15 protein-coding genes and 1 riboswitch are annotated in these 20,683 nt (G+C 45.2%); of the genes, 12 read left to right on the top strand and 3 right to left on the bottom strand.

All coding sequences use genetic code 11. The features are described from left to right. Window positions 1-49: 49 nt before the first annotated feature. From CCC70_RS06980 to CCC70_RS06950, 7 genes are all read left to right on the top strand, one after another. Entirely contained in the window at window positions 50-913 is an 864-nt protein-coding gene (locus tag CCC70_RS06980; protein WP_022426184.1) for a mechanosensitive ion channel family protein, read from the top strand. A 511-nt stretch (window positions 914-1,424) separates the two neighbouring features. Continuing rightward, the gene (panD, locus tag CCC70_RS06975) at window positions 1,425-1,817 is read left to right on the top strand and encodes an aspartate 1-decarboxylase (protein ID WP_015526224.1); all 393 of its coding nucleotides are present in this window, start codon (window positions 1,425-1,427) and stop codon (window positions 1,815-1,817) included. 101 nt (window positions 1,818-1,918) lie between these two features. Continuing rightward, window positions 1,919-2,758, top strand: coding sequence for a pantoate--beta-alanine ligase (gene panC / locus CCC70_RS06970; protein ID WP_022426185.1), 840 nt, complete (start codon window positions 1,919-1,921; stop codon window positions 2,756-2,758). A 3-nt stretch (window positions 2,759-2,761) separates the two neighbouring features. Next, window positions 2,762-3,763 carry a bile acid:sodium symporter family protein gene (locus CCC70_RS06965; protein WP_114001791.1) on the top strand — a complete coding sequence of 334 codons (1,002 nt, stop codon included), beginning with the start codon at window positions 2,762-2,764 and terminating at the stop codon, window positions 3,761-3,763. Window positions 3,764-4,238: 475 nt separating this feature from the next. Then, on the top strand, window positions 4,239-5,543 hold the full coding sequence (gene thiC, locus CCC70_RS06960; RefSeq protein WP_022426187.1) for a phosphomethylpyrimidine synthase ThiC: 1,305 nt from the start codon (window positions 4,239-4,241) through the stop codon (window positions 5,541-5,543). Window positions 5,544-5,837: 294 nt separating this feature from the next. Next, entirely contained in the window at window positions 5,838-9,014 is a 3,177-nt protein-coding gene (locus CCC70_RS06955) for a fibronectin type III domain-containing protein (RefSeq protein WP_287084536.1), read from the top strand. 110 nt (window positions 9,015-9,124) lie between these two features. After that, window positions 9,125-9,242: riboswitch (FMN riboswitch) on the top strand. Between the two features lie 129 nt (window positions 9,243-9,371). Next, window positions 9,372-10,007, top strand: coding sequence for an ECF transporter S component (locus tag CCC70_RS06950; RefSeq protein WP_022426189.1), 636 nt, complete (start codon window positions 9,372-9,374; stop codon window positions 10,005-10,007). Between the two features lie 127 nt (window positions 10,008-10,134). Here the strand turns inward: CCC70_RS06950 and CCC70_RS06945 are convergent, their stop codons facing one another. After that, on the bottom strand, window positions 10,135-11,523 hold the full coding sequence (locus tag CCC70_RS06945; RefSeq protein WP_287084535.1) for an MATE family efflux transporter: 1,389 nt from the start codon (window positions 11,521-11,523) through the stop codon (window positions 10,135-10,137). Between the two features lie 183 nt (window positions 11,524-11,706). Here CCC70_RS06945 and CCC70_RS06940 point away from each other — a divergent pair, with 183 nt between their 5' ends. After that, complete coding sequence (locus CCC70_RS06940; RefSeq protein ID WP_270390330.1) at window positions 11,707-12,318, top strand: NUDIX hydrolase; 612 nt, start codon at window positions 11,707-11,709, stop codon at window positions 12,316-12,318. Window positions 12,319-12,620: 302 nt separating this feature from the next. On the opposite strand, the gene CCC70_RS06935 is transcribed toward CCC70_RS06940, so the two are convergent. Beyond that, the gene (locus CCC70_RS06935; RefSeq protein ID WP_021652735.1) at window positions 12,621-13,142 is read right to left on the bottom strand and encodes a hypothetical protein; all 522 of its coding nucleotides are present in this window, start codon (window positions 13,140-13,142) and stop codon (window positions 12,621-12,623) included. Between the two features lie 338 nt (window positions 13,143-13,480). On the opposite strand from CCC70_RS06935, the gene CCC70_RS06930 reads away from it, so the two are divergent. The 4 genes from CCC70_RS06930 (at window position 13,481) to CCC70_RS06915 (ending at window position 18,646) form a co-directional block, all read left to right on the top strand. Beyond that, window positions 13,481-14,665 carry an SAM-dependent methyltransferase gene (locus CCC70_RS06930; protein ID WP_287084533.1) on the top strand — a complete coding sequence of 395 codons (1,185 nt, stop codon included), beginning with the start codon at window positions 13,481-13,483 and terminating at the stop codon, window positions 14,663-14,665. Window positions 14,666-14,743: 78 nt separating this feature from the next. Further along, complete coding sequence (locus tag CCC70_RS06925; RefSeq protein WP_270436671.1) at window positions 14,744-15,850, top strand: ROK family transcriptional regulator; 1,107 nt, start codon at window positions 14,744-14,746, stop codon at window positions 15,848-15,850. A 301-nt stretch (window positions 15,851-16,151) separates the two neighbouring features. Further along, entirely contained in the window at window positions 16,152-17,180 is a 1,029-nt protein-coding gene (locus tag CCC70_RS06920; RefSeq protein WP_118512647.1) for a zinc-dependent alcohol dehydrogenase, read from the top strand. Window positions 17,181-17,281: 101 nt separating this feature from the next. Then, window positions 17,282-18,646 carry an MFS transporter gene (locus CCC70_RS06915; RefSeq protein ID WP_138277021.1) on the top strand — a complete coding sequence of 455 codons (1,365 nt, stop codon included), beginning with the start codon at window positions 17,282-17,284 and terminating at the stop codon, window positions 18,644-18,646. A 48-nt stretch (window positions 18,647-18,694) separates the two neighbouring features. On the opposite strand, the gene CCC70_RS06910 is transcribed toward CCC70_RS06915, so the two are convergent. Next, complete coding sequence (locus CCC70_RS06910; RefSeq protein ID WP_287084532.1) at window positions 18,695-20,671, bottom strand: EAL domain-containing protein; 1,977 nt, start codon at window positions 20,669-20,671, stop codon at window positions 18,695-18,697. Between the last annotated feature and the right edge of the window lie 12 nt (window positions 20,672-20,683).

The following is a 20,683-nucleotide window of genomic DNA, read 5'->3' as shown; positions in this document are numbered from 1 at the left end:
TCGATCCGCATATGTATATCGAATGATCGATCAGACAGGGGGGATTATATTGGATAGTACTGTACAGACCGTGCAGGAGGTCGGAAATCAGGTAAGCCAGTACAGGCAGATGTTTGAAAATTATCTGCCGGACATCACAAAATTCGGAATCAAGGTTGTTCTGGCTATCGTTGCTTTCTGGGTAGGAAGCACGGTAATTAAATGGATCGTAAAGTTTGTGAGGAAATCACTGACAAAATCCAGGCTGGATACAGGAGTGGCACAGTTTATGTCCTCACTGGTCAAGATCATACTTTACATACTCCTGATCTTTAACATATCCACAAGCTTTGGAGTAAAGGAATCATCTCTGGCAGCACTTCTCGGAACTGCAGGTGTTACTATGGGTCTTGCCCTCCAGGGTGGACTTGCCAACCTGGCAGGAGGCATGATGCTTCTTCTGTTCAAGCCTTTCCAGGTAGGGGATTACATCATCGTTAACGGACAGGATGGAAGCGAGGGAACGGTAGCCAAGGTCGAGATCTGTTATACAACGCTGTTATCCATTGATAACAAGCACATCGTGATCCCGAACGGTACTCTTTCCAATGTGACCATCACCAACGTAACAGCAAGGGATCAGCGAAGGCTGGAGATCAAAGTGGGGATCTCTTACAATGCAGATATCCAGAAGGCCAAGGATATCCTGGAAGATATCCTCACCGAGGATCCGGATACAAGAGAAGACGAAGAGATGGTGGTATTCGTAGACGAGCTGGCAGAAAGCTCTGTGATCATGGGCTTTCGTGTCTGGGTAGATACCGACCGCTACTGGGCAGCCAGATGGAGATTGAACCAGAGGATCAAGGAAGATTTTGATTATTATGGAATTGAGATTCCTTATAATCAGCTGGATGTGCATATCCATAAATAATATGCATAAAGGAAGAAAGCTAAAGCCCTTTCACATGGCAGAGAAATTGCTGTGTGGGAGGGTTTTTTGGTGAAAGTAACTGGTTTTGGGATTATTACTGCCATTCACGATAATAGAGAATATGAAAATTATTGACAAACCAGTGTCGGGGTGCAATAATACCCCACAGAGATAGTATTTGGACTCAAAACTATACTCTGGCTGAAATCACTGGAATCTTATATAAAAATAGCCAGCCGGAACCCGGGATCGGGAACGGACGGATATATGAAAATTATAAAAGATACGAGCCTGTATCGATGATAACGAAGGCGTTACAACAGTTATGGGAATTTTGAGCAACTGTTGAAGAGCATGCTTTTCGTGTATAAAAACAGGACTCAATATACAGGGAATCAATCAGAAGCGTTTCAGGGTCGAAGTGTACCCCGAGACGCTTTTTTATTAAATACGGAAGCGGATGCTTTTATCCACTTGAAAGTTATTCCCTACAGGAAAGGACTTATATAAGATGACAATAGAGATGTTAAAAGGAAAGATCCACAGAGCAACCGTTGTCCAGGCGGAACTGGATTATGTAGGAAGTATCACTGTGGATGAGGAACTGCTGGAAGCTGCCGGGATACTGGAATATGAGAAGGTTCAGATCGTAGATGTGAACAACGGCAGCCGTTTCGAGACATACACCATTTGCGGAGAACGCGGAAGCGGTATGATCTGCCTGAACGGAGCAGCAGCAAGATGTGTAAGCACCGGTGACAAGATCATCATCATGGCTTACGCACAGTACGAGCAGGAAGAAGCCCGTACTCACAAGCCTGCAGTTGTATTTGTAGATGAAGAGAACAGGATCAGCAGAGTGACCAATTATGAGAAACACGGACTGCTGAAGGATATGGCCTGACGCAGATCAGGAAGATAATAAGACGAAGGTGAATTCAGAAAAGAGGCTATCTCGAATCTATAAAGAAAACCGGTTCCAGAACCGGAAAAGAGGAGAGCATAATGCAGGTAACAAAAACAGTAGAAGAAACAAGAAAACAGATCAAAGCGTGGAAAAAAGAAGGAAAAACAGTAGGCCTTGTGCCAACCATGGGATTTCTCCATGAGGGACACGCAAGCCTGATCAAAAAATGCAGAGAGCAGAATGATATCGTAGTGGTATCCGATTTCGTCAATCCTACACAGTTCGGTCCTACCGAGGACCTGGAAGCCTACCCGAGAGACTTTGAGCGTGACAGCAAACTCTGCGAAAGCCTGGGAGCAGACCTGATCTTCTGCCCGGAGCCTTCCGAGATGTATCATGATCCCCACGCATTTGTAAGTATAGATACTCTGTCAGAGACACTTTGCGGAAAAACACGTCCGATCCATTTCAAAGGTGTGTGTACCGTTGTGACCAAGCTGTTCCACATTGTGGCACCGGACAGAGCATATTTCGGACAGAAAGACGCACAGCAGCTGGCCATCATTCGCAAGATGGTGCGTGATCTGAACTTCGATATTGAGATCGTAGGCTGTCCGATCATCCGTGAGGAGGACGGACTTGCAAAATCCTCCAGAAATACATACTTAAGCCCTGAAGAGAGAAAAGCAGCTCTTTGCCTGTCAAAGGCAGTAAAAGCCGGACAGGAAGCCATTCACGCAGGAATCCCGGCAGAAGAGCTTCTCGGAAAAATGCGAGCAGTGATCGAAGCAGAGCCTCTGGCAAAGATTGATTATGTATCCATGGTAGATGCACTTACCATGCAGCCGGTGGAAAAAGCTGACCGCAGCGTTCTTGTAGCAATGGCTGTTTACATCGGAAAAACAAGATTGATCGACAACTTCAGCTACGAGGTATAATGTATGGGGAAAGTTTTAAAGAAAATCGGAATTATCAGCAGCCTTGCATCCAGATATATCGGGATCATTATCATCGCTTTTTCCTGCCTGGCTTTTTTCTGGCGTGACGGATTTTCCTGGATGACGAACTATACGTCTGTATTTCTGGGAGTGATCATGTTTGGTATGGGTCTGACCATAAAACTGGATGACTTCCGGGCAATTTTTTCCAGACCCAAAGAAGTGGTGATCGGTGCAGTGGCTCAGTATACCATTATGCCGGTGATCGCCTGGCTTCTGTGTAAAGTGATGAACCTTCCGGCAGATCTGGCACTGGGAGTGATCCTGGTGGGATGCTGTCCGGGCGGAACAGCCAGCAATGTGATCACCTATATCGCAGGAGGTGATGTGGCGCTTTCTGTGGGAATGACTATAGTTTCCACACTGGCAGCACCGTTGATGACACCGTTTCTTGTATATGTTCTGGCAGGAGCCTGGGTGGAAGTATCCTTCTGGGCCATGGTGCTTTCTGTGGTAAAGGTAATTCTGATCCCGGTTCTCCTGGGAGTTTTTCTTCGGAGCCTTGCGGGAGAGCATGTGGATAAGGTATCCGATGTTATGCCGCTGGTGTCGGTTGTAGCTATTGTTATGATCATCGGAGGAATTGTGGCTGTAAATGCAGAGAAGATCGTAAGCTGTGGAGTTCTGGTGCTTGGAGTAGTGGCGATCCACAATTTCTGTGGTATGATGCTGGGATTTCTGGCTGCAAAAATCTTCCATGTGGAGTATTCCAGAACAACAGCTATAGCTATAGAGGTAGGCATGCAGAACAGTGGCCTTGCTGTCTCACTGGCAGCAGCTAATTTTGCAGCCAATCCGCTTGCAACACTTCCGGGCGCGATCTTCAGTGTATGGCACAATATTGCGGGTTCCATTTTTGCGGGGATCCGCCGTGCAGGTGCAGAAAACCTTGCAGAGATTGACCGGATCAGGGAAATCGACTGCTGTAATTGCGAAAAGCAATAAGCAGTGAATGCGGATTGCGGATATCCTCCTGACGGGGAACAGAAAAGCTGTGGAAGAATGTCTGTAAAGAAAGATCCGGGGGAGTTTGAGAGATAAAATGGCAGATTATGTCGAAAGAAAAAGTCATAAAATGCAGAATTGTGGTTTACAAATTTTAGCCGGTATACTATAATAACCACATGGACGAACAAACGTCCCCAACATATGAAAACAGGGGGGCCCGCTGAAGCGAGCTGAGAGTAGACTGTAAATGTCTTGACCCATAACCTGATTTGGATAATGCCAACGTAGGGACATATGCACGAAGGATTCTTAAAGACACAGAAGATCAGAGAGTACAGAAGAAATCAGAAGTACAGAAGATTTTCATTAAGTACGTAAGATTAAGAGCCGGTTGCCGTGATGCGTATGCGTTGCAGCAGCCGGTTTTTTGTTGTATAAACACAAAGAATTTATGGAAGGAGATTTTTTTTACATGAGAAATTACAGTACACAGATGGAGGCAGCCCGTAAAGGCATCATCACACCTGAGCTTGAGATCGTAGCTAAGAAGGAACGCATGACAACAGAGGAACTGCTTCCGCTGGTAGCCTCCGGTAAGGTGGCAATCTGTGCAAATAAAAATCACAAATGTATCGATCCGGAGGGCGTAGGTTCCATGCTCCGCACCAAGATCAATGTAAACCTTGGTGTATCCAGAGACTGCAAGGACTACGATGTAGAGATGCAGAAAGTAATGGAAGCTGTAAACATGGGCGCCCATGCTATCATGGATCTTTCTTCCCACGGAAATACCATTCCGTTCCGACGCAAGCTGACATCCGAGTGTCCGGCAATGATCGGAACCGTTCCGGTTTATGATTCCGTTATCCACTATCAGAGAGATCTTGATACGCTGACAGCTAAAGATTTTATCGATGTAGTCAGACTCCATGCACAGGATGGTGTTGACTTTGTAACTCTTCACTGTGGAATCACAAGAAAGACCATCGATCAGATCCGTAATCACAAGAGAAAAATGAATATCGTTTCCAGAGGAGGATCTCTTGTATTTGCATGGATGTGTATGACCGGTGAGGAGAATCCGTTCTATGAATATTACGACGAGATCCTGGATATCTGCCGCGAGTATGATGTGACCATCTCCCTTGGAGATGCCTGCCGTCCTGGATGTCTGGCTGATGCAACAGATGTATGCCAGATTGAGGAGCTTGTACGTCTTGGCGAGCTGACCAAACGTGCATGGGAAAAAGATGTCCAGGTAATGGTCGAGGGACCGGGACATGTGCCGCTTGATCAGGTTGAGGCAAATATGAAAGTACAGCAGTCCATCTGTCAAGGTGCACCGTTCTATGTATTAGGACCGATCGTAACTGACGTTGCACCGGGATATGACCACATCACATCCGCGATCGGCGGAGCAGTAGCTGCTATGTCCGGAGCAGCATTCCTCTGCTATGTAACACCGGCAGAGCACCTTGCACTTCCGAATCTTGAGGACGTAAAACAGGGAATCATGGCATCTAAGATCGCAGCTCATGCAGCAGACATTGCCAAAGGTGTCCGCGGTGCCCGTGAGATCGATGACAAGATGGCAGATGCCAGAAGAAAGCTTGACTGGGAGGCACAGTGGGAATGCGCCATGGATCCGGAAACAGCAAAACGTATCTGGAACGAGCGCAAACCGGAGCATGATGATACCTGCTCCATGTGCGGTAAATTCTGCGCAGTACGAAGCATGAACAAGGCACTTGCAGGAGAGCATATCGATATTCTGTAAGAATACAGAATGCATATGAGCATGCAGCATCACAGTAGAACGTGGTGTTGGCAGTATCCAGCCAGAAAACTGGTTGATCGAATGCGGATATGGAAAGAACAGTAATGCTGAAATTGTGGAAAGTCTGATGTTCCGATAATAAAACATAAACCGCTGTGATCTAAAATGAAGATCACAGCGGTTTTTTGCAGAGTTGGAGACATTATTGCAGCTTGCGAAAAGACAGGGCCGCGTTATAATAAAAACAGAACTTACATATAAACGGTTTACATAAAAAGGAAGGAAAGGTACGAAATGAAATTTCCGAAAAAATTGATGGCATTTGGCCTGTCGTTATGTATGGCTGTTGTTCCATGTGGACCGGTGGCGGCCGAAGATTTTACAGACGCACAGACGGATATGACAGACGCCATTGATACTTTTACAGATGACGGGAATTCTGAGAAATCAGAAAATACCGTAAACACAGATCAGATCACGGAAGAAGATAATGCCGTGAGCACAGATCAGATTACAGAAGAAGAGTTTCCGGGATCAGATATCGGAACGGAAACGGATGAAGCTGAAAGCTCAGAGAGTGAGGAAATACAACAGGATTCTGATGAAGGATTAATTCTGGAAGAACCTTCGGCGGTCATCAGAAAAGCAGAAGGAACAGAGGATACAGAGGAGGCCGCGGCACCGGAAGAAATTTTTGGTGACGGAGAAAACCAGGAGCAGCAGGAAGATATATTCACAGATGATATTCCGGCAGCAGGCACTTCCGAAAAAGAAACAGATGTAGAGAGCACAGAAATATATCTGTATGCGATGAATGATACCTACAGCAGTGTGATCTCCATGCCGGATACCATGCAGACATCTTATCAGATCCAGACATCCGGCAAAAATCCGGTATATACGGTTGTTTCCGGTTATACCGCGAAAGTCAGCAAAACTGGTCTTGTTACTCCTAAAATGCAGTATGTAACCTATGTAGACAAAAACGGAAATGACGTAAAGAGCCAGTGGGAATACATGTTTGGAGAGACCCTGATCTCTGTACAGGATGGAAACAGTACCGTTTATTATAAATTCATACTCAAAGATTATGCGGAGTATTACGCAGAACAAAAAATGGATACATTTCTCAAAGAAAATATTACTGCGGAAATGTCCGATTATAAAAAGGTTGAGACGATCGCCAGATGGCTTGCCAACAACTTCAATTACAGTCAGTATCATTCCGGCTATACAGGCCTGATGCTGGATGGCGGCGGAGACTGCTGGGCCAATACCAGCGCAGTGAACTATATGTGCGAAAAACTGGGACTGACCGTGTATGCAAGGTATGCGGCAAATGATCCGGGGGCAGGAAGCGGTCACAGGAATTCCGTAGTCATTATTGACGGCGAAAGATATCTGGTTGACTGCGGATATACGGGAAATGCCCCCAGACATTATGAACTGTCCAAAATGGACTATGACTATTCTTATAAGATCCTGAATGATGGAACACTCAGGCTGTATCAGTATGAAGGGACAGATACAAATATCGTAGTTCCAGATACCATTGACGGAAGAAAAGTAACGGTTCTTGGAAACAGTACCTTCCAGTATTGCACCCAGGCTTCTGATATAGAGTCTGTTACTTTGCCGGATTCGCTTACAACCATCGAAAAGAATGCTTTTTACAACTGTGAGAAATTGAAATCTGTTACGATTCCCCCAAATGTGTCATCTATAGGGCTGGCTGCTTTTGTGGAGGGCTTGTCTGAGTCCAGTCTGACAGAAATTAAAGTAGATCCGGAAAATCCGTATTTTTCTGAAAAAGACGGAGTGGTATTCAGCAAGGATGGCACAAAACTGATCGTGTTTCCGTCCGGACGTTCCGGAGATTACCAGATCCCGGATGGAACTGTAAGCGTGGGAGACTATGCTTTTTATTACTGTGTAAATGTTTCTTCCATAACAGTCCCGGGAAGTGTCAGAAGCCTTGGAGAAGGTGCATTCGGAAACTGTTCGTCGCTTACGAAAGCTGTCCTGAACGAAGGCTTGGAAGAAATCGGTGAATATGCATTCCAGAGCAGTTCAGGGATCCGTGATATTATAATTCCCGCATCTGTAAAATCAGTTGGGAAAAATGGACTTCGTCTGTCTTCCGAGTGCAGGATAAGAGTACTGAGCACAGATACTGTCTGGGCGGATGATGCGTTCAGGGATTCAGCACTGATCGCGGGAAAAAAGGATTCCACACTTCAGAAATACGCAGAGGACCATGGCTGCACGTTTGTGGAGCTGTCAGCAGACAACCGGATACCGCTTCAGAATGAATGGTTTGAACAGATCACTTCAGACTATGAATATAATGGAAAAAGCCATGAACCTGAAATAGAATCCAGTGAATCCGCACCGGAACTTGAGCAGGGCTCCGATTATGAAGTAACTTATGAAAATAACATCAATGCAGGAACTGCGACTGTAAAGATCACGGGAAAAGATATTTTCTGCGGTACAGTAGAGCGGAGTTTCAAGATTACGCCAGATGAAAATGGAATGTATGTGTGCTATTTTGCGGAAAATAATGAAACCTACCTGGAAACCACCTTTAAAGGAAAAAAAGTGGAACCGGAAGTGGTAATTGACGGACTGGTACAGGGAAAAGATTATACGGTAACCTATGTTAATAATGAAAAGCCTGGTGAAGCTCGTGCAGAGCTCACGGGAATCGGCAATTATAAAGGATCGGAAACATTATATTTTACTATTTACGGAAAACTGCCGGCTGCGGATCCAATAGCTGATCAGACATATACAGGAAAAGAACTCACACCTGCCATCGTAATCCCCGGATTGAAAGCCGGCGAAGATTATTATATGTACTACGAGGATAATCTGTATCCGGGTGTGGCAACGGTAACCATTTATGGTACCGGTTATTATAAAGGTACCGCAACCATTCATTTCAAGATCATAAAAAAGACAGAAAAGTTTGTCAGCAATGTTAAGCTAAACAGAACCTCTTACACTTATACGGGAAAAACCATCCGGCCATCAGTAACCGTAACTGTAAATGGAAAGAAGATCGGTGCGAGTGCTTATAAGCTGTATTACAAAAATAATAAAAATTCTGGAATTGGAACTGTGCAGGTCAGAGGGACCGGAAAATACAGTCGTATCAACAAAACGCTTACCTTTAAGATCCTGCCTCCAAAAACTCTGCTGACAGGACTGAAAAAAGCAAACAGATCCTTTACCGCAAGCTGGAAAAAAAATATACAGGCAACCGGCTATCAGATCCAGTATGCAGCAGACAGCAGATTTACAAAAGAAAGAAAAACGGTCACAGTTGGAAAACAGTCTGCGACCAGATATAAGATATCAGGACTGAAAAACAAAAAGATCTATTATGTCCGCATCCGGTCATATAAAAGAGTCGGAAAAAAGGTTCTTTACAGTAGCTGGAGTACGGTAAAGAAAATCCGGGTTTGATCATAAAAGAGTGGATCTTAGATTTATATAAATGGAGCAGAATGCTTCTGTGACAGAATTAAGGCTTGTAATTATAAAAAGAGCGCGTTATAATGAACTCATAAAAAAGAAAATTTCTTCGGGGCAGGGTGTGATTCCCTACCGGCGGTATAGTCCGCGACCCGCTTTGGCGGCTGATCTGGTGAAATTCCGGAACCGACAGTAAAGTCTGGATGAGAGAAGAACGCGCAGTATTTAAAGAACGTGCTCAGTGCCCCGGGAAGAAGCTCCCGGGGCTTTTTATGTGAAGAAATTTTTTCGCATAAAGATTTCTTGTGGAAATTTTCTTTGAATATTTCTGAAGAAGGAGAGAGAGTTATGAGTGAACAGATATTACAGAGAGGAAATGCTGTGGAAAGAAGCAGAACAAGAACCATCGCGCAGGTAGCCATGCTTGGTGCTGTGGCAGGAGTATTGATGAATCTTGAGTTTCCGATCCCGTTTCTTGCACCGTCTTTTTATCAGCTTGATTTTTCCGAGGTACCGGTTATGGTAGGAACCTTCGCTATGGGACCTGTGGCAGGTATCCTGATCGAGCTTGTGAAGATTCTCGTACATCTTGTGACTAAGGGAACCATGACTGCCGGTGTTGGTGATGTTGCCAACTTCCTGTTTGGATGTGCCTATGTGGTACCGGCCGGTCTGATCTATCGTTTCCGCCATAAAAAGAGCAGAGTACATGCAGTTGCAGGTATGGCAGCAGGAACAGTCCTGACAGCGATCCTTGCATGCTTTGTCAATGCTTTTGTACTGCTTCCGGCTTACGGTAAGGCGTTTGGAATGCCAATCGAGACCTTTATCCAGATGGGAAGCGCAGTACACAGCTCTGTAAACGGACTGCTTACCTTTGCACTGCTGATCATTGCTCCGTTTAATATCTTTAAATATGCACTGACATCTCTGATCGTATTTGTAATTTATAAGAAGATCCGTGTTGTACTGAAGGGTGACTGATCATAAGCAGCTGATGTAGGATGAAGAAAAGATCAGAAATTAGTGGTTTCAGATAAATATCTGAGAATGTGAGAAATGCCATGTAATATATTGCCGATGGGCAGTAAATTACATGGCATTTTTTATGTCAGGCGTTTTGTTCTGCAGCTTTCATGACTCCAAGCTCACGTCTGGCAAAAACAACGGCCAGCACAAATGCAGAGGTATCTGCAATTGGTCCTGCGTACATGACGCCATCGATTCCGAAGAAGACCGGGAATATGACGATCAGAGGCAGCAGGAAGAGCACCTGCCTTGTGAGGGACATGATCACACCAAGCCTGGCTTTTCCAATGGAGGTAAAAAAGCCGGCGGACATAGGCTGGATTCCGTTGGCAAAGGTCATCAGCATGAAGATGCGGAGATATTTTTCTGCAAAATGAAAGTACAGGTCGCTGCCGTTTCCGAAGATGCCTACGATCTGATGTGGGAAGAACTGGAAGCAGATAAAAAATATGGTTGCGATCACAGTACATAAGGTTACGGAATAGCGGTATGTCTGGCGCACGCGGCTGTATTTTTCGGCACCGTAATTAAAGCCCCAGATGGGCTGGGAGCCCTGGGAGATTCCGATGCATATGGCCATAAATACCTGGTTGACTTTGGAAATGATTCCTGCACAGGCGATCGGAATATCACTCCCGTAGGCTGAGAGTGCTCCGTAATGGCGAAGTGTATTGTTCATGACGATCTGCACTGCAGCAATGGCAACCTGATTGATACAGGATGCCATTCCCAGAGAAAAAATGGCAGACAGATTGCGTGCCTTAGGAATCAGCATGGAGCGGTCCAGGTACATTTTCCGAAGTCTGGAAAAATAAAAAATGATCAGAAGTCCGGATACGATCTGACCGATCACGGTTGCCCAGGCTGCACCTTTGATGCCCCAGCCGAATCCAAAGATGAAAAGTGGGTCCAGGATGGTGTTGATGACAGCACCAGCCAGGATACAGGTCATGGAATAGGTGGGACTCCTGTCTGCACGGACCAGGTGATTGCCGCCTGTGCTTAAAACGTAAAAGGGAAGTCCAATGGCGGTGATTCCCATGTAATCAATGGCATAGGGCATGACGTCCGGTGTTCCGCCGAAAAAATGAAGCAGTGGCTTCAGGAACAGAAGGACGATGACAGAGAGTATCGTACCGGAGATTATCAGCGAGGAAAGTCCGGTTCCTGCGATGGAGCTGGCTTTTTTTTCGTTTCCTGCGCCCATTTCCAGGTTGTAATTGGAGGCACTGCCGATTCCCAGGAGCAGTGCAGCAGCAGTAGAGATAATGGTTACGGGAAATGCGATGTTTGTGGCGGCGTTTCCAAGCATTCCTACGCCCTGTCCGATAAAGATCTGGTCAACGATATTGTACAGAGCGCTGACTAGCATGCTGATGATGGCGGGAATGGCGAATTTGGTGATCAGGCTGCCTACAGGGGCGGTTCCCAGAGGGTTTTCGGCCTGGGCAGCATTGGTCTGGTTTTTCAATGTTTTTTCCTTCTTTCTTGTCTACAGTAGCTGTTTGGTAATGTGATAAGTGGATTTTTAATTTTATAGCAGGGTATTTATTATAGCACTATTGTGAAGGGAGTGTAAGTATAAAAAATTGACCTTTGGTTTTGGATGGGATAAAATGTTTTTAGAAAAAATTTTCGGGAAGGAGTTTTTCAGATGGGTAAGATCAACAGTGTGAAAAAACTTACAGATAATAAGTTCGTGAATCTTTATGGGGTGGATGCGACCAGTGTACATGATACGCCGGTTTCTTATTTTGTGGCCTCCAGGGCAAAGAGTGTGGAGGATTTAAAGCTTTCTACGGGGGAGAATCATCCGGATGGGGTGATCATTTACAGTGTTTATGGAGAGAAACGGGATAAGGTTGTGCTGATCCGTCAGTATCGATATACGATCGGCGGGTATATTTATGAGTTTCCGGCGGGGCTTGTGGAGCCTGGGGAGGATTTTCATGAGGGTGCTGTGCGGGAGATGTTTGAGGAGACCGGGTTGAAGCTGGAGCCGATCAAGGTTGCGGAGGCTTTTGAGAAGCCTTATTTTACGACGATTGGGATGACGGATGAATCCTGTGCTACGGTTTATGGGTATGCCAGTGGTGAGGTTAGTAAGGCTGCTCAGGAGGATAGTGAGGAGATCGAGGTTGTGATCGCGGACCGGGATGAGGTCAGGAGGATCCTGAAGGAGGAGAGGGTTGCGATCATGTGTGCTTATATGCTGATGCATTTTCTTGAGGATGAGGAGGTGTTTGGATTTCTTGGGGAGATTTAAACGGAGGTAGTTATATGGTGGAAGGGGACGCCAGTGAGACGTGTTAAATCTCGTGGGGAGTGTTGATTGTGTGTGGTATGACGGGAGTTGGATGAGCCGTCAGCGCTGCGCTGGACGGCTGGGAGGAAAGGCTGAGATTCCTTGTGGCATGACGGGAGTTGGATGAGCCATCGGCGCTGCGCTGGATGGCTGGGAGGAAAGGCTGAGATTCCCTGTGGCTTGAAGAGGGGAATGGGTCATCGGCGCTGCGCTGGATGGATGAGAAAAACGGGGAATCTGCGGTTGCGGATTCCCCGTTTTGATCAGAGTTCTGTGAGTTTTCCCAGGTCTTTGTTGTATTTGCAGTATTTGCCGTTTTCGGAGATAAATGGCTGGTAGGTGTCGGTACGGTTGTCTTTGACGTAGACGATTCCGGTGGCGATCATTTCTACCAGGGAGAAGCGTTTGCTTAAGCTGGAGATCCAGCGGTAGGTTTTTTCGTTGCCGGAGTCTGCCATGAGGAGGTTGTAGCCGCCTGGGCAGGCTTCCAGGGTGAAGTAGATTTTCTGGGACCGGATGGAGGTGTTGAAGACCTGGCCGGTGATGTAGGTGGAGAAGTTGGTTTCTACAAATTGGCGGAAGGTGTAGAGATCGTAGATCACGCCGGTGGTCTCATCTTTGATCTTGTCGCCGCGTTCGATGCGGGCTTTCAGGAGCTTGAGGACTTCGATGGTCCAATTGATGAAGGAGATGCTGCTGTAGGTCATGCTTTCCTGAAGTTGATCGACCAGCTGTTTTGACAGGATGTTGGATTTTGATGCTTCATTAAAAAGTTCTTCGTTCATAAGGTTCCCTCCAGTGTTGGATTTTTATATGGTTTTCGCTCTTTTTTTGTATCTTTTATTATAAGTCTGAATTGTATATAAAGCAATAAAAAATGCGTAAAATACAAAGATAATTATTGAAAAATGATATATAATTAACGAGTACGTTTGGATAATATCAGTGTTTTCGGCAGCTTGTTTAAAAATGGATTGTAAACATCTAGTTAATTTGAATAAGTATAAGGAAGAGTTTTACCAAATATCGCCATTTTATTGATAAAATTTTGTTGTATATCTCCCTTGACATAAAGCCTTCCTCCGGGTGTATCATAGTGCTGTGTTAAAGGAGGTAGACTATTATGTTTGAGACATTACAGGAGAAGACGGAAGAGAAAGCAATGGTGCAGTTCCTTGAACGCTTTACAGATTATCCATTTCTGGTAAAGTTCAAGAATTCCGAGTATCACATCGGAGAGGGTGAACCTACATTTACGGTGAATTTTAAGAAAGCGATTCCTCTGGCGGATCTGATGAAGAGCACATCCCTTGCACTGGGTGAGGCGTATATGCGTGGGGATCTGGATATCGAGGGAAATCTTTATGAAGCGCTGGACCATTTTCTGGGTCAGATGGGGAAATTTTCTACCAATGAATCTGCTCTGAAAAAGATCATGTTCAGTTCAACATCAAAGAAGAACCAGGAAAAGGAAGTGACCAGCCATTATGATATTGGAAATGACTTTTATAAACTTTGGCTGGATGAGACTATGAGTTATTCCTGTGGGTATTTTATCCATGAGGATGATACGTTGTATCAGGCACAGGTAAATAAAGTTGATTATATTCTTAAAAAATTACATCTGGAAGAGGGTATGAGTCTTTTGGATATCGGCTGCGGCTGGGGCTTTCTGCTGATCGAGGCAGCTAAGAAATATAAGGTTCATGGTACCGGTATCACCTTAAGTCATGAACAGTATGCAGAATTTCAGAGACGGATCAAGGAGCAGGGTCTGGAAGATTATCTTACGGTAGAGCTGATGGATTACCGTGATCTGCCGAAGAAGGAGTATCAGTTTGACCGTGTTGTCAGTGTCGGTATGCTGGAGCATGTTGGACGTGATAATTATCAGCTGTTTCTTGATTGTGTGGAAAAGGTTCTGAAGCCGGGCGGACTGTTTCTGCTTCACTTTATCAGTGCTCTGAAGGAGCATCCGGGTGACCCGTGGGTCAAGAAATATATTTTTCCGGGCGGAACTGTTCCGAGCTTACGTGAGATCCTGAACCATATGGCAGAGGACAATTTCCATACCCTGGATATCGAAAATCTCCGTCTGCATTACAATAAGACATTGCTTCATTGGGAAAAGAATTTCCGGGATAACATTGAAAAAGAAAAGATGATGTTTGATGAGGAATTTTTGCGTATGTGGGATCTTTATCTGTCCGCATGTGCGGCAACATTCCATAACGGAATCATTGATCTTCATCAGATCCTGATGACCAAGGGAATCAACAATGATCTGCCAATGACCCGCTGGTATTGATTTTCTCTTTACAAATCTGCCGGAAAGGAATATCATGCTTTTATAAAAGAATTAATAAAAGCAATCAAGAGGTTTGATATGGCAGGAAAAGCAGAGAAAAAAAACAATACAAGATCCAGGATCATCACCTATGTGATGAATAACCGGAGCACCTCAAAGGTGGAGCTTTCCAAAAACCTGAATATGAGTATGCCGACTGTGCTGTCCAACGTAAATGAACTGATGGAGAGCGGTGTGCTTGTAGAGACCGGGGAGTATGCATCCACAGGAGGCAGAAAGGCGAAAAGTATCGGCATTAATCCTTCTTACCGTTATGCAGCAGGAATTATGATCACGGCGAATCATGTCGGGATGGTCCTGGTAAATATGCGGTCAGAGGTTGAGAAGACAGAGCGTGTAAGAATGAAGTTTTCTCCGGAGACTTCTTACTGCCTGGAGTTGTCTTCCCTGGTCAAAGATTTTCTGGGAGATATGGAAGCTCCTGAGAAGCTGCTTGGAATCGGAATCTCAATTCCCGGGATCATCAGTCGGGAGCAGCATCTTGTTGTGAAATCGCATGCGCTTAAGATCGAAAATTACAGCCTCAGTTTTCTGGAGCAGGCTTTTTCCTGTCCTGTTTATTTTGAAAATGACGCGAATGCAGCTATGCTGGCGGAAGATCTTCATCTGTATCGGGACGCGATCTATCTGTCTCTTAATAATACGCTTGGCGGTGCTTTCTGTATTGACGGGAAACTGTTTGCCGGGCAGAATCAGAAGGCCGGTGAGTTTGGCCATATGATCCTGGTTCCGGGTGGCAGACCGTGTTACTGCGGCAAGAAGGGATGCGCAGACGCTTACTGTGCATCCAGCGCGCTGACCGGTGAGCGCTATGAGTCTTTGGAACAGTTTATGGACAGTCTTTCCGCAGGAGAAGCAGATGCCTCTGAAAAATGGGGAGAGTATCTGGACCATCTTGCCGTACTGATCTCCAATCTCCGGATGGCTTATGATATGGATATTATCCTGGGCGGCGAGGTTGGCGGATATCTGCCGGATCATATGCTGCCTCTCGGAGAAAAAGTGATGGAGTACAATGGTTTTGACCGTGATACCAGATATCTTAAGAACTGTAGCTACCGGAAGGAAGCATCTGCAGTTGGCGCGGCGAAGCACTTTTTTCATGAGCTAATCAAAAATATTTAACCGAATCAAGTAAGTCCCTTGCGGGGGTGTGAATATCCGATTGACCAAATGCATAGAGAATACGAATCATGCAGAGAAAAGAATCTGCAGCTCCGGCATGGAAGAACCTTGCCGGAGCTGCGGGTTCTTTTTTTATGTGGTGGATAGTGAAATGTGCATAAAAAAACCGGATCGAATTTGTTCAACAGGGAGAATCACCGGAAACCCTATTGACAAATCCTCTCAAAAGAACAATAATGTAATTACTTTAATAAAACAATTAATAAAAGATAATACATAATAAACAAGGAGGAAAAACATTATGATCCAGCAGGTAATGACAAATCCAGGAGAGATTATTTTCAGAGAGGTTCCGGTTCCGGAGGTGGGAGATGACCAGGTTCTCGTTAAGATCATGAACATTGGTATCTGCGGTTCCGATATTCATGTATATCACGGCAAGCATCCTTTTACCAAGTATCCGGTGACACAGGGACATGAGGTGTCCGGTGAGATTACAGAGCTGGGAAAGAATGTCACAGGCTTTCAGGTAGGACAGAAGGTAACGATCGAGCCACAGGTATACTGCGGACATTGTTATCCATGCCGCCACGGCAAATATAATCTCTGCGAAGAGCTGAAGGTTATGGGCTTCCAGACAACAGGAACAGCTTCCGAGTATTTTGCGGTAGACGCTTCCAAGGTCACACCGATCCCGGAGGAAATGTCTTATGAGGAAGGTGCGATGATCGAGCCTCTGGCAGTTGCTGTTCACGCAGTGAAACAGATGGGCGATGTGAAGGGGATGAATATTGCTGTTCTTGGTGCCGGTCCCATTGGAAATCTGGTGGCACAGAGTGCCAAAGGAATGGGCGCTGCGAAGGTTATGATCACGGATGTCAGTGATCTTCGCCTTGAGAAAGCGAAAGAGTGCGGTATTGATGTGTGCGTAAATACCAAGGAGAAAGATTTTGGTGAGGCTATGGTGGAAGCCTTTGGCCCGGATAAAGCAGATGTGATCTATGACTGTGCCGGAAATAACATCACCATGGGACAGGCGATCAAATACGCAAGAAAAGGCAGCGTGATCGTGCTGGTAGCTGTTTTTGCGGATATGGCCACCATTGACCTGGCAGTTGCCAATGACCATGAGCTGGATATCAAGAGCACGATGATGTACCGTCATGATGACTATGTGGATGCCATCGATCTTGTGAACGCAGAGAAGGTTCATTTAAGACCGCTGATCTCCAAGACCTTTGCCTTTAAGGATTATCTCAAGGCTTACCAGTATATTGATGCCAACCGTGAGACAACCATGAAGGTTATCATCAACGTGCAGGAGAAATAACACCAGGAAATGTACTAACAGGAAATCTCCCGGATGTGGCTGTCCGGGAGAGATATAAGCGATAAGCAGTAAACGAGGAGTAACGAAAAACAGGAGGAGTTATGGGTAGTGAAGACAGATACGGAAAGGTACCGCTGATCAGTAAGATCGCGTATGGTTTTGGTGATGTAGGCTGTAATTTCAGCTGGATGTTTGTCAGTAATTTTTTGATGATATTTTATACAGATGTATTCGGGATCAGTATGACGGCTGTTTCAGCGCTGATGCTGTTCTCAAGATTCTGGGATGCGATCAACGATCCCATTGTCGGAGGACTTACGGATAAGACGAAGACCAGATGGGGAAGGTACCGTCCGTGGCTGCTCATTGCGGCGCCTGTTACAGCGATCCTTCTGATGATGACGTTCTGGGCACATCCGGACTGGTCGGATACATCCAAGATCATCTATATGGTGATCACATACTGCCTGCTGGTGTTGGGATATACCTGTGTAAACATTCCATACGGAACGCTTTGCGGCGCAATGACACAGGACATTGATGAGCGGGCGAAGATCAACACGTCCCGTTCGGTTGCGGCTATGATCGCTATCGGAATTATCAACATCATTACTGTGCCTTTGATCGGAAAACTGGGAAGCAGCAGTCAGAAGACAGGTTATCTTCTGGTAGCCATCATTTACGGATGCATTTTTGCGGCATGTCATATTTTCTGCTTTGCAAAAACAAAGGAGCAGGTGACCACACCGGAAAAAGAAAAGATCTCCATCCGGGTTCAGCTGAAAGCAGTCATGCAGAACCGGCCATATCTTCTGGCACTGGTGGGACAGGTACTGTTTGGTTTCACTCTTTACGGAAGAAACGCGGATGTTCTGTATTACTTTACCTATGTGGAGGGAAACGCGTCTTACTATACAACTTACTCCATGTGTATCATCATTCCGTCCATTATCGGAGCTGCCTGCTTTCAGCCGGTCTTCCGGAAACTGAACAACAAAGGGCGGACAGCGTCTCTGTTTGCGCTCCTTACCGGAATTTCCATGCTTGCCATGTATTTCTTTAATGTAAAAGAATCTCCGGCTGCCTTTTACGCCCTGGCAGGAATCACACAGTTCTTTTTCTCCGGATTTAACACGGCAATCTATGCGATCATACCGGACTGCGTGGAATACGGAGAATGGAAAACAGGTCTTCGCAACGATGGTTTCCAGTATGCGTTCGTATCCCTCGGAAACAAGATTGGAATGGCGATCGGAACAGCGCTCCTTGCGGCGCTTTTGGGAAAATACGGTTATGTGGCAAACCAGGCCCAGAATTCAGCCGTGCTCAGCATCATGAAACATTCCTTTACCACGATCCCCGGAATCCTGTGGATCGTTACGGCAGTGGTGCTGTTCTTCTACAGATTGAACAGAAAAAGATACAATGAGATCGTGGAAGATCTGAAATATGGAAAAAGAGGATAATATGAGAACCATAAAAGCTCCCGGATGTGGCTGTCCGGGAGCTTTGCTTTATATATGGAGAAGTGTTTCAAAATCCTTTTGGCACATAGGCCGGTAATACAGAAAGCCTTGGATTTCGTCACAGCCCTCTGCTTTTAAAAATTCTGCAATTTCTTTTGTTTCCACACCTTCGCATACGATAGATTTTCCCATACGTTTCAGCATATGGAAAACTTCCTGGAGAACGATCTGGGTGTTTTCGGTCAGAGAATCCCCCAGGAATTTTCGGTCGATCTTAACTTCATTAAAGAGCAGATCTTTCAGTGTATTTAATGAGGAATAACCGGAACCGAAATCATCCATAGAGATTTGGATATTCAGCTGCTTCAGGCGTCGGATCACCTGATTGACAGCTTCTGTATTATTTACATAAGTGGATTCTGTGATCTCAAAGGTCAGCCTGGAAGTATCCACCTGATAGGTATGTATCAGCCCGCAGATCTTTTTTACAAAGTTTTCCGGTTCTTCGAAATGAAGAGGAGAAACATTTAAGGACAGCCGAAAATTTTCGGGAAGAAATTCCACAGATTCCTGAAGCCAACGGAAGGTTTTTTCATAAACATAATAATCCAGGCGGATCACAAAGCCGTTTTGCTCAAAAAGAGGAATATATACAGCTGGTGACCATAGCATTTTTTGGTCACGAATCCATCGAACCAGAACTTCCGCACTGGAGATATTTCCATTTTGGGGAGTTACTTTGGGCTGAAAATATATTTGAAATTCCTCGTTTTTCAGTGCCTGATGAAAAGAGTGGAGAATCTCGGCCTGCATTTTTTCCTGGCGGTCGATCTCATCAGAATAAATACAGCAAGGAGAAAGCATTTTTTTGGAAAGTCTACGGGCTACATTTGCACAGGAAAGGATAGTTTCCGGAGTGGTATCGGCATCAGGAACAAGGCAGATTCCGGAGTTGGTACGGAAAAAATTTACATGGAAGGTATTTCTCATACGCTTGCAGATTTTTCGGTCAAGAGCTTGGATCTCTGAAAGAAATGCATCATTTGTAAGATCAGAAATATCTGCAATGCTGATAAAAACATCCGAGAAAAAACGAGTGGTAAAAATGGTAAAAGGTGCACCGGCAATTTCTTCATAGACCATGTTCAGAATCTCATTTCCCAGGGAATATCCATATTTATCATTGATAAAATGAAAGTTTTCCACATCAGTGGAGATCAGAGCAAGGGAATGGGTGTTTCCGGTATTACTCTGAATCTGCCGAATCTTTTCGGAAAGAGTTTCAGAAGAAATCGTGGGAATTGCAGTGCCTGCAGAAACGGAACGGGAAGAAAATTTTTTATTTGCTGCAATTTTCTTATGCGCTTTATCCTGATACATTTTCTGATCTGCCGCATTAATAAGATCCTGCATCATAAAGTAGTGATTTTGATAGCTGACCTCGTAACCGATGGCATAGCTTAGCGGAAGGGTGGTTCTGCTATTATATTCCTGTACAAGGGAATTCAGTTTTCGGGCCATCTGTCGAAGAGAGGCTTCTGAAGTATTTTGTTGGATGATGATAAATTCATCTCCTCCGTAACGGGCAAGGAAACTGTCAGAATCAAGGATGCGCGTCAGACAGTAGGAGAAGGACTGGATAAATTCGTCTCCTTTTTCATGCCCGTAGGTGTCATTGACATATTTCAGATCATTCAGATCGAACATCATGACACCGATGCCAAAGGTACTCGGACGGTTATTTAGCTCCAGAATCAGTTTTTCCAGGGAAGTTTTATTGTGGACACCGGTGATATCACGGAAGGCTTTTACGATAAGGCGGGAAAGCAGCTCTCTCTGAATCAGGGAAAGGGCAAGAGTCACCACAAGCAGAGCCAGTGCAATTTCCATAAGCCGGAGCATAGGATAATAAGAAACACCGGGTTCCTGAAGAAATTTCAGGAGATACAGGTCAATGATCAGCAGGATTACAAGCGCCAGTAGGGTGCATTCACAAAGATGAAGTACACTTTTTTCTTTTTTCATAAATTAAATAAA

It is taken from the genome of Blautia sp. LMAG:89 (assembly GCF_008679485.1).
GTDB classification, from domain to species: Bacteria; Bacillota; Clostridia; order Lachnospirales; family Lachnospiraceae; genus Blautia_A; species Blautia_A fusiformis.
Note: the sequence above shows the minus strand (reverse complement) of the source record. Positions and strands in the feature narration are given on the sequence as shown.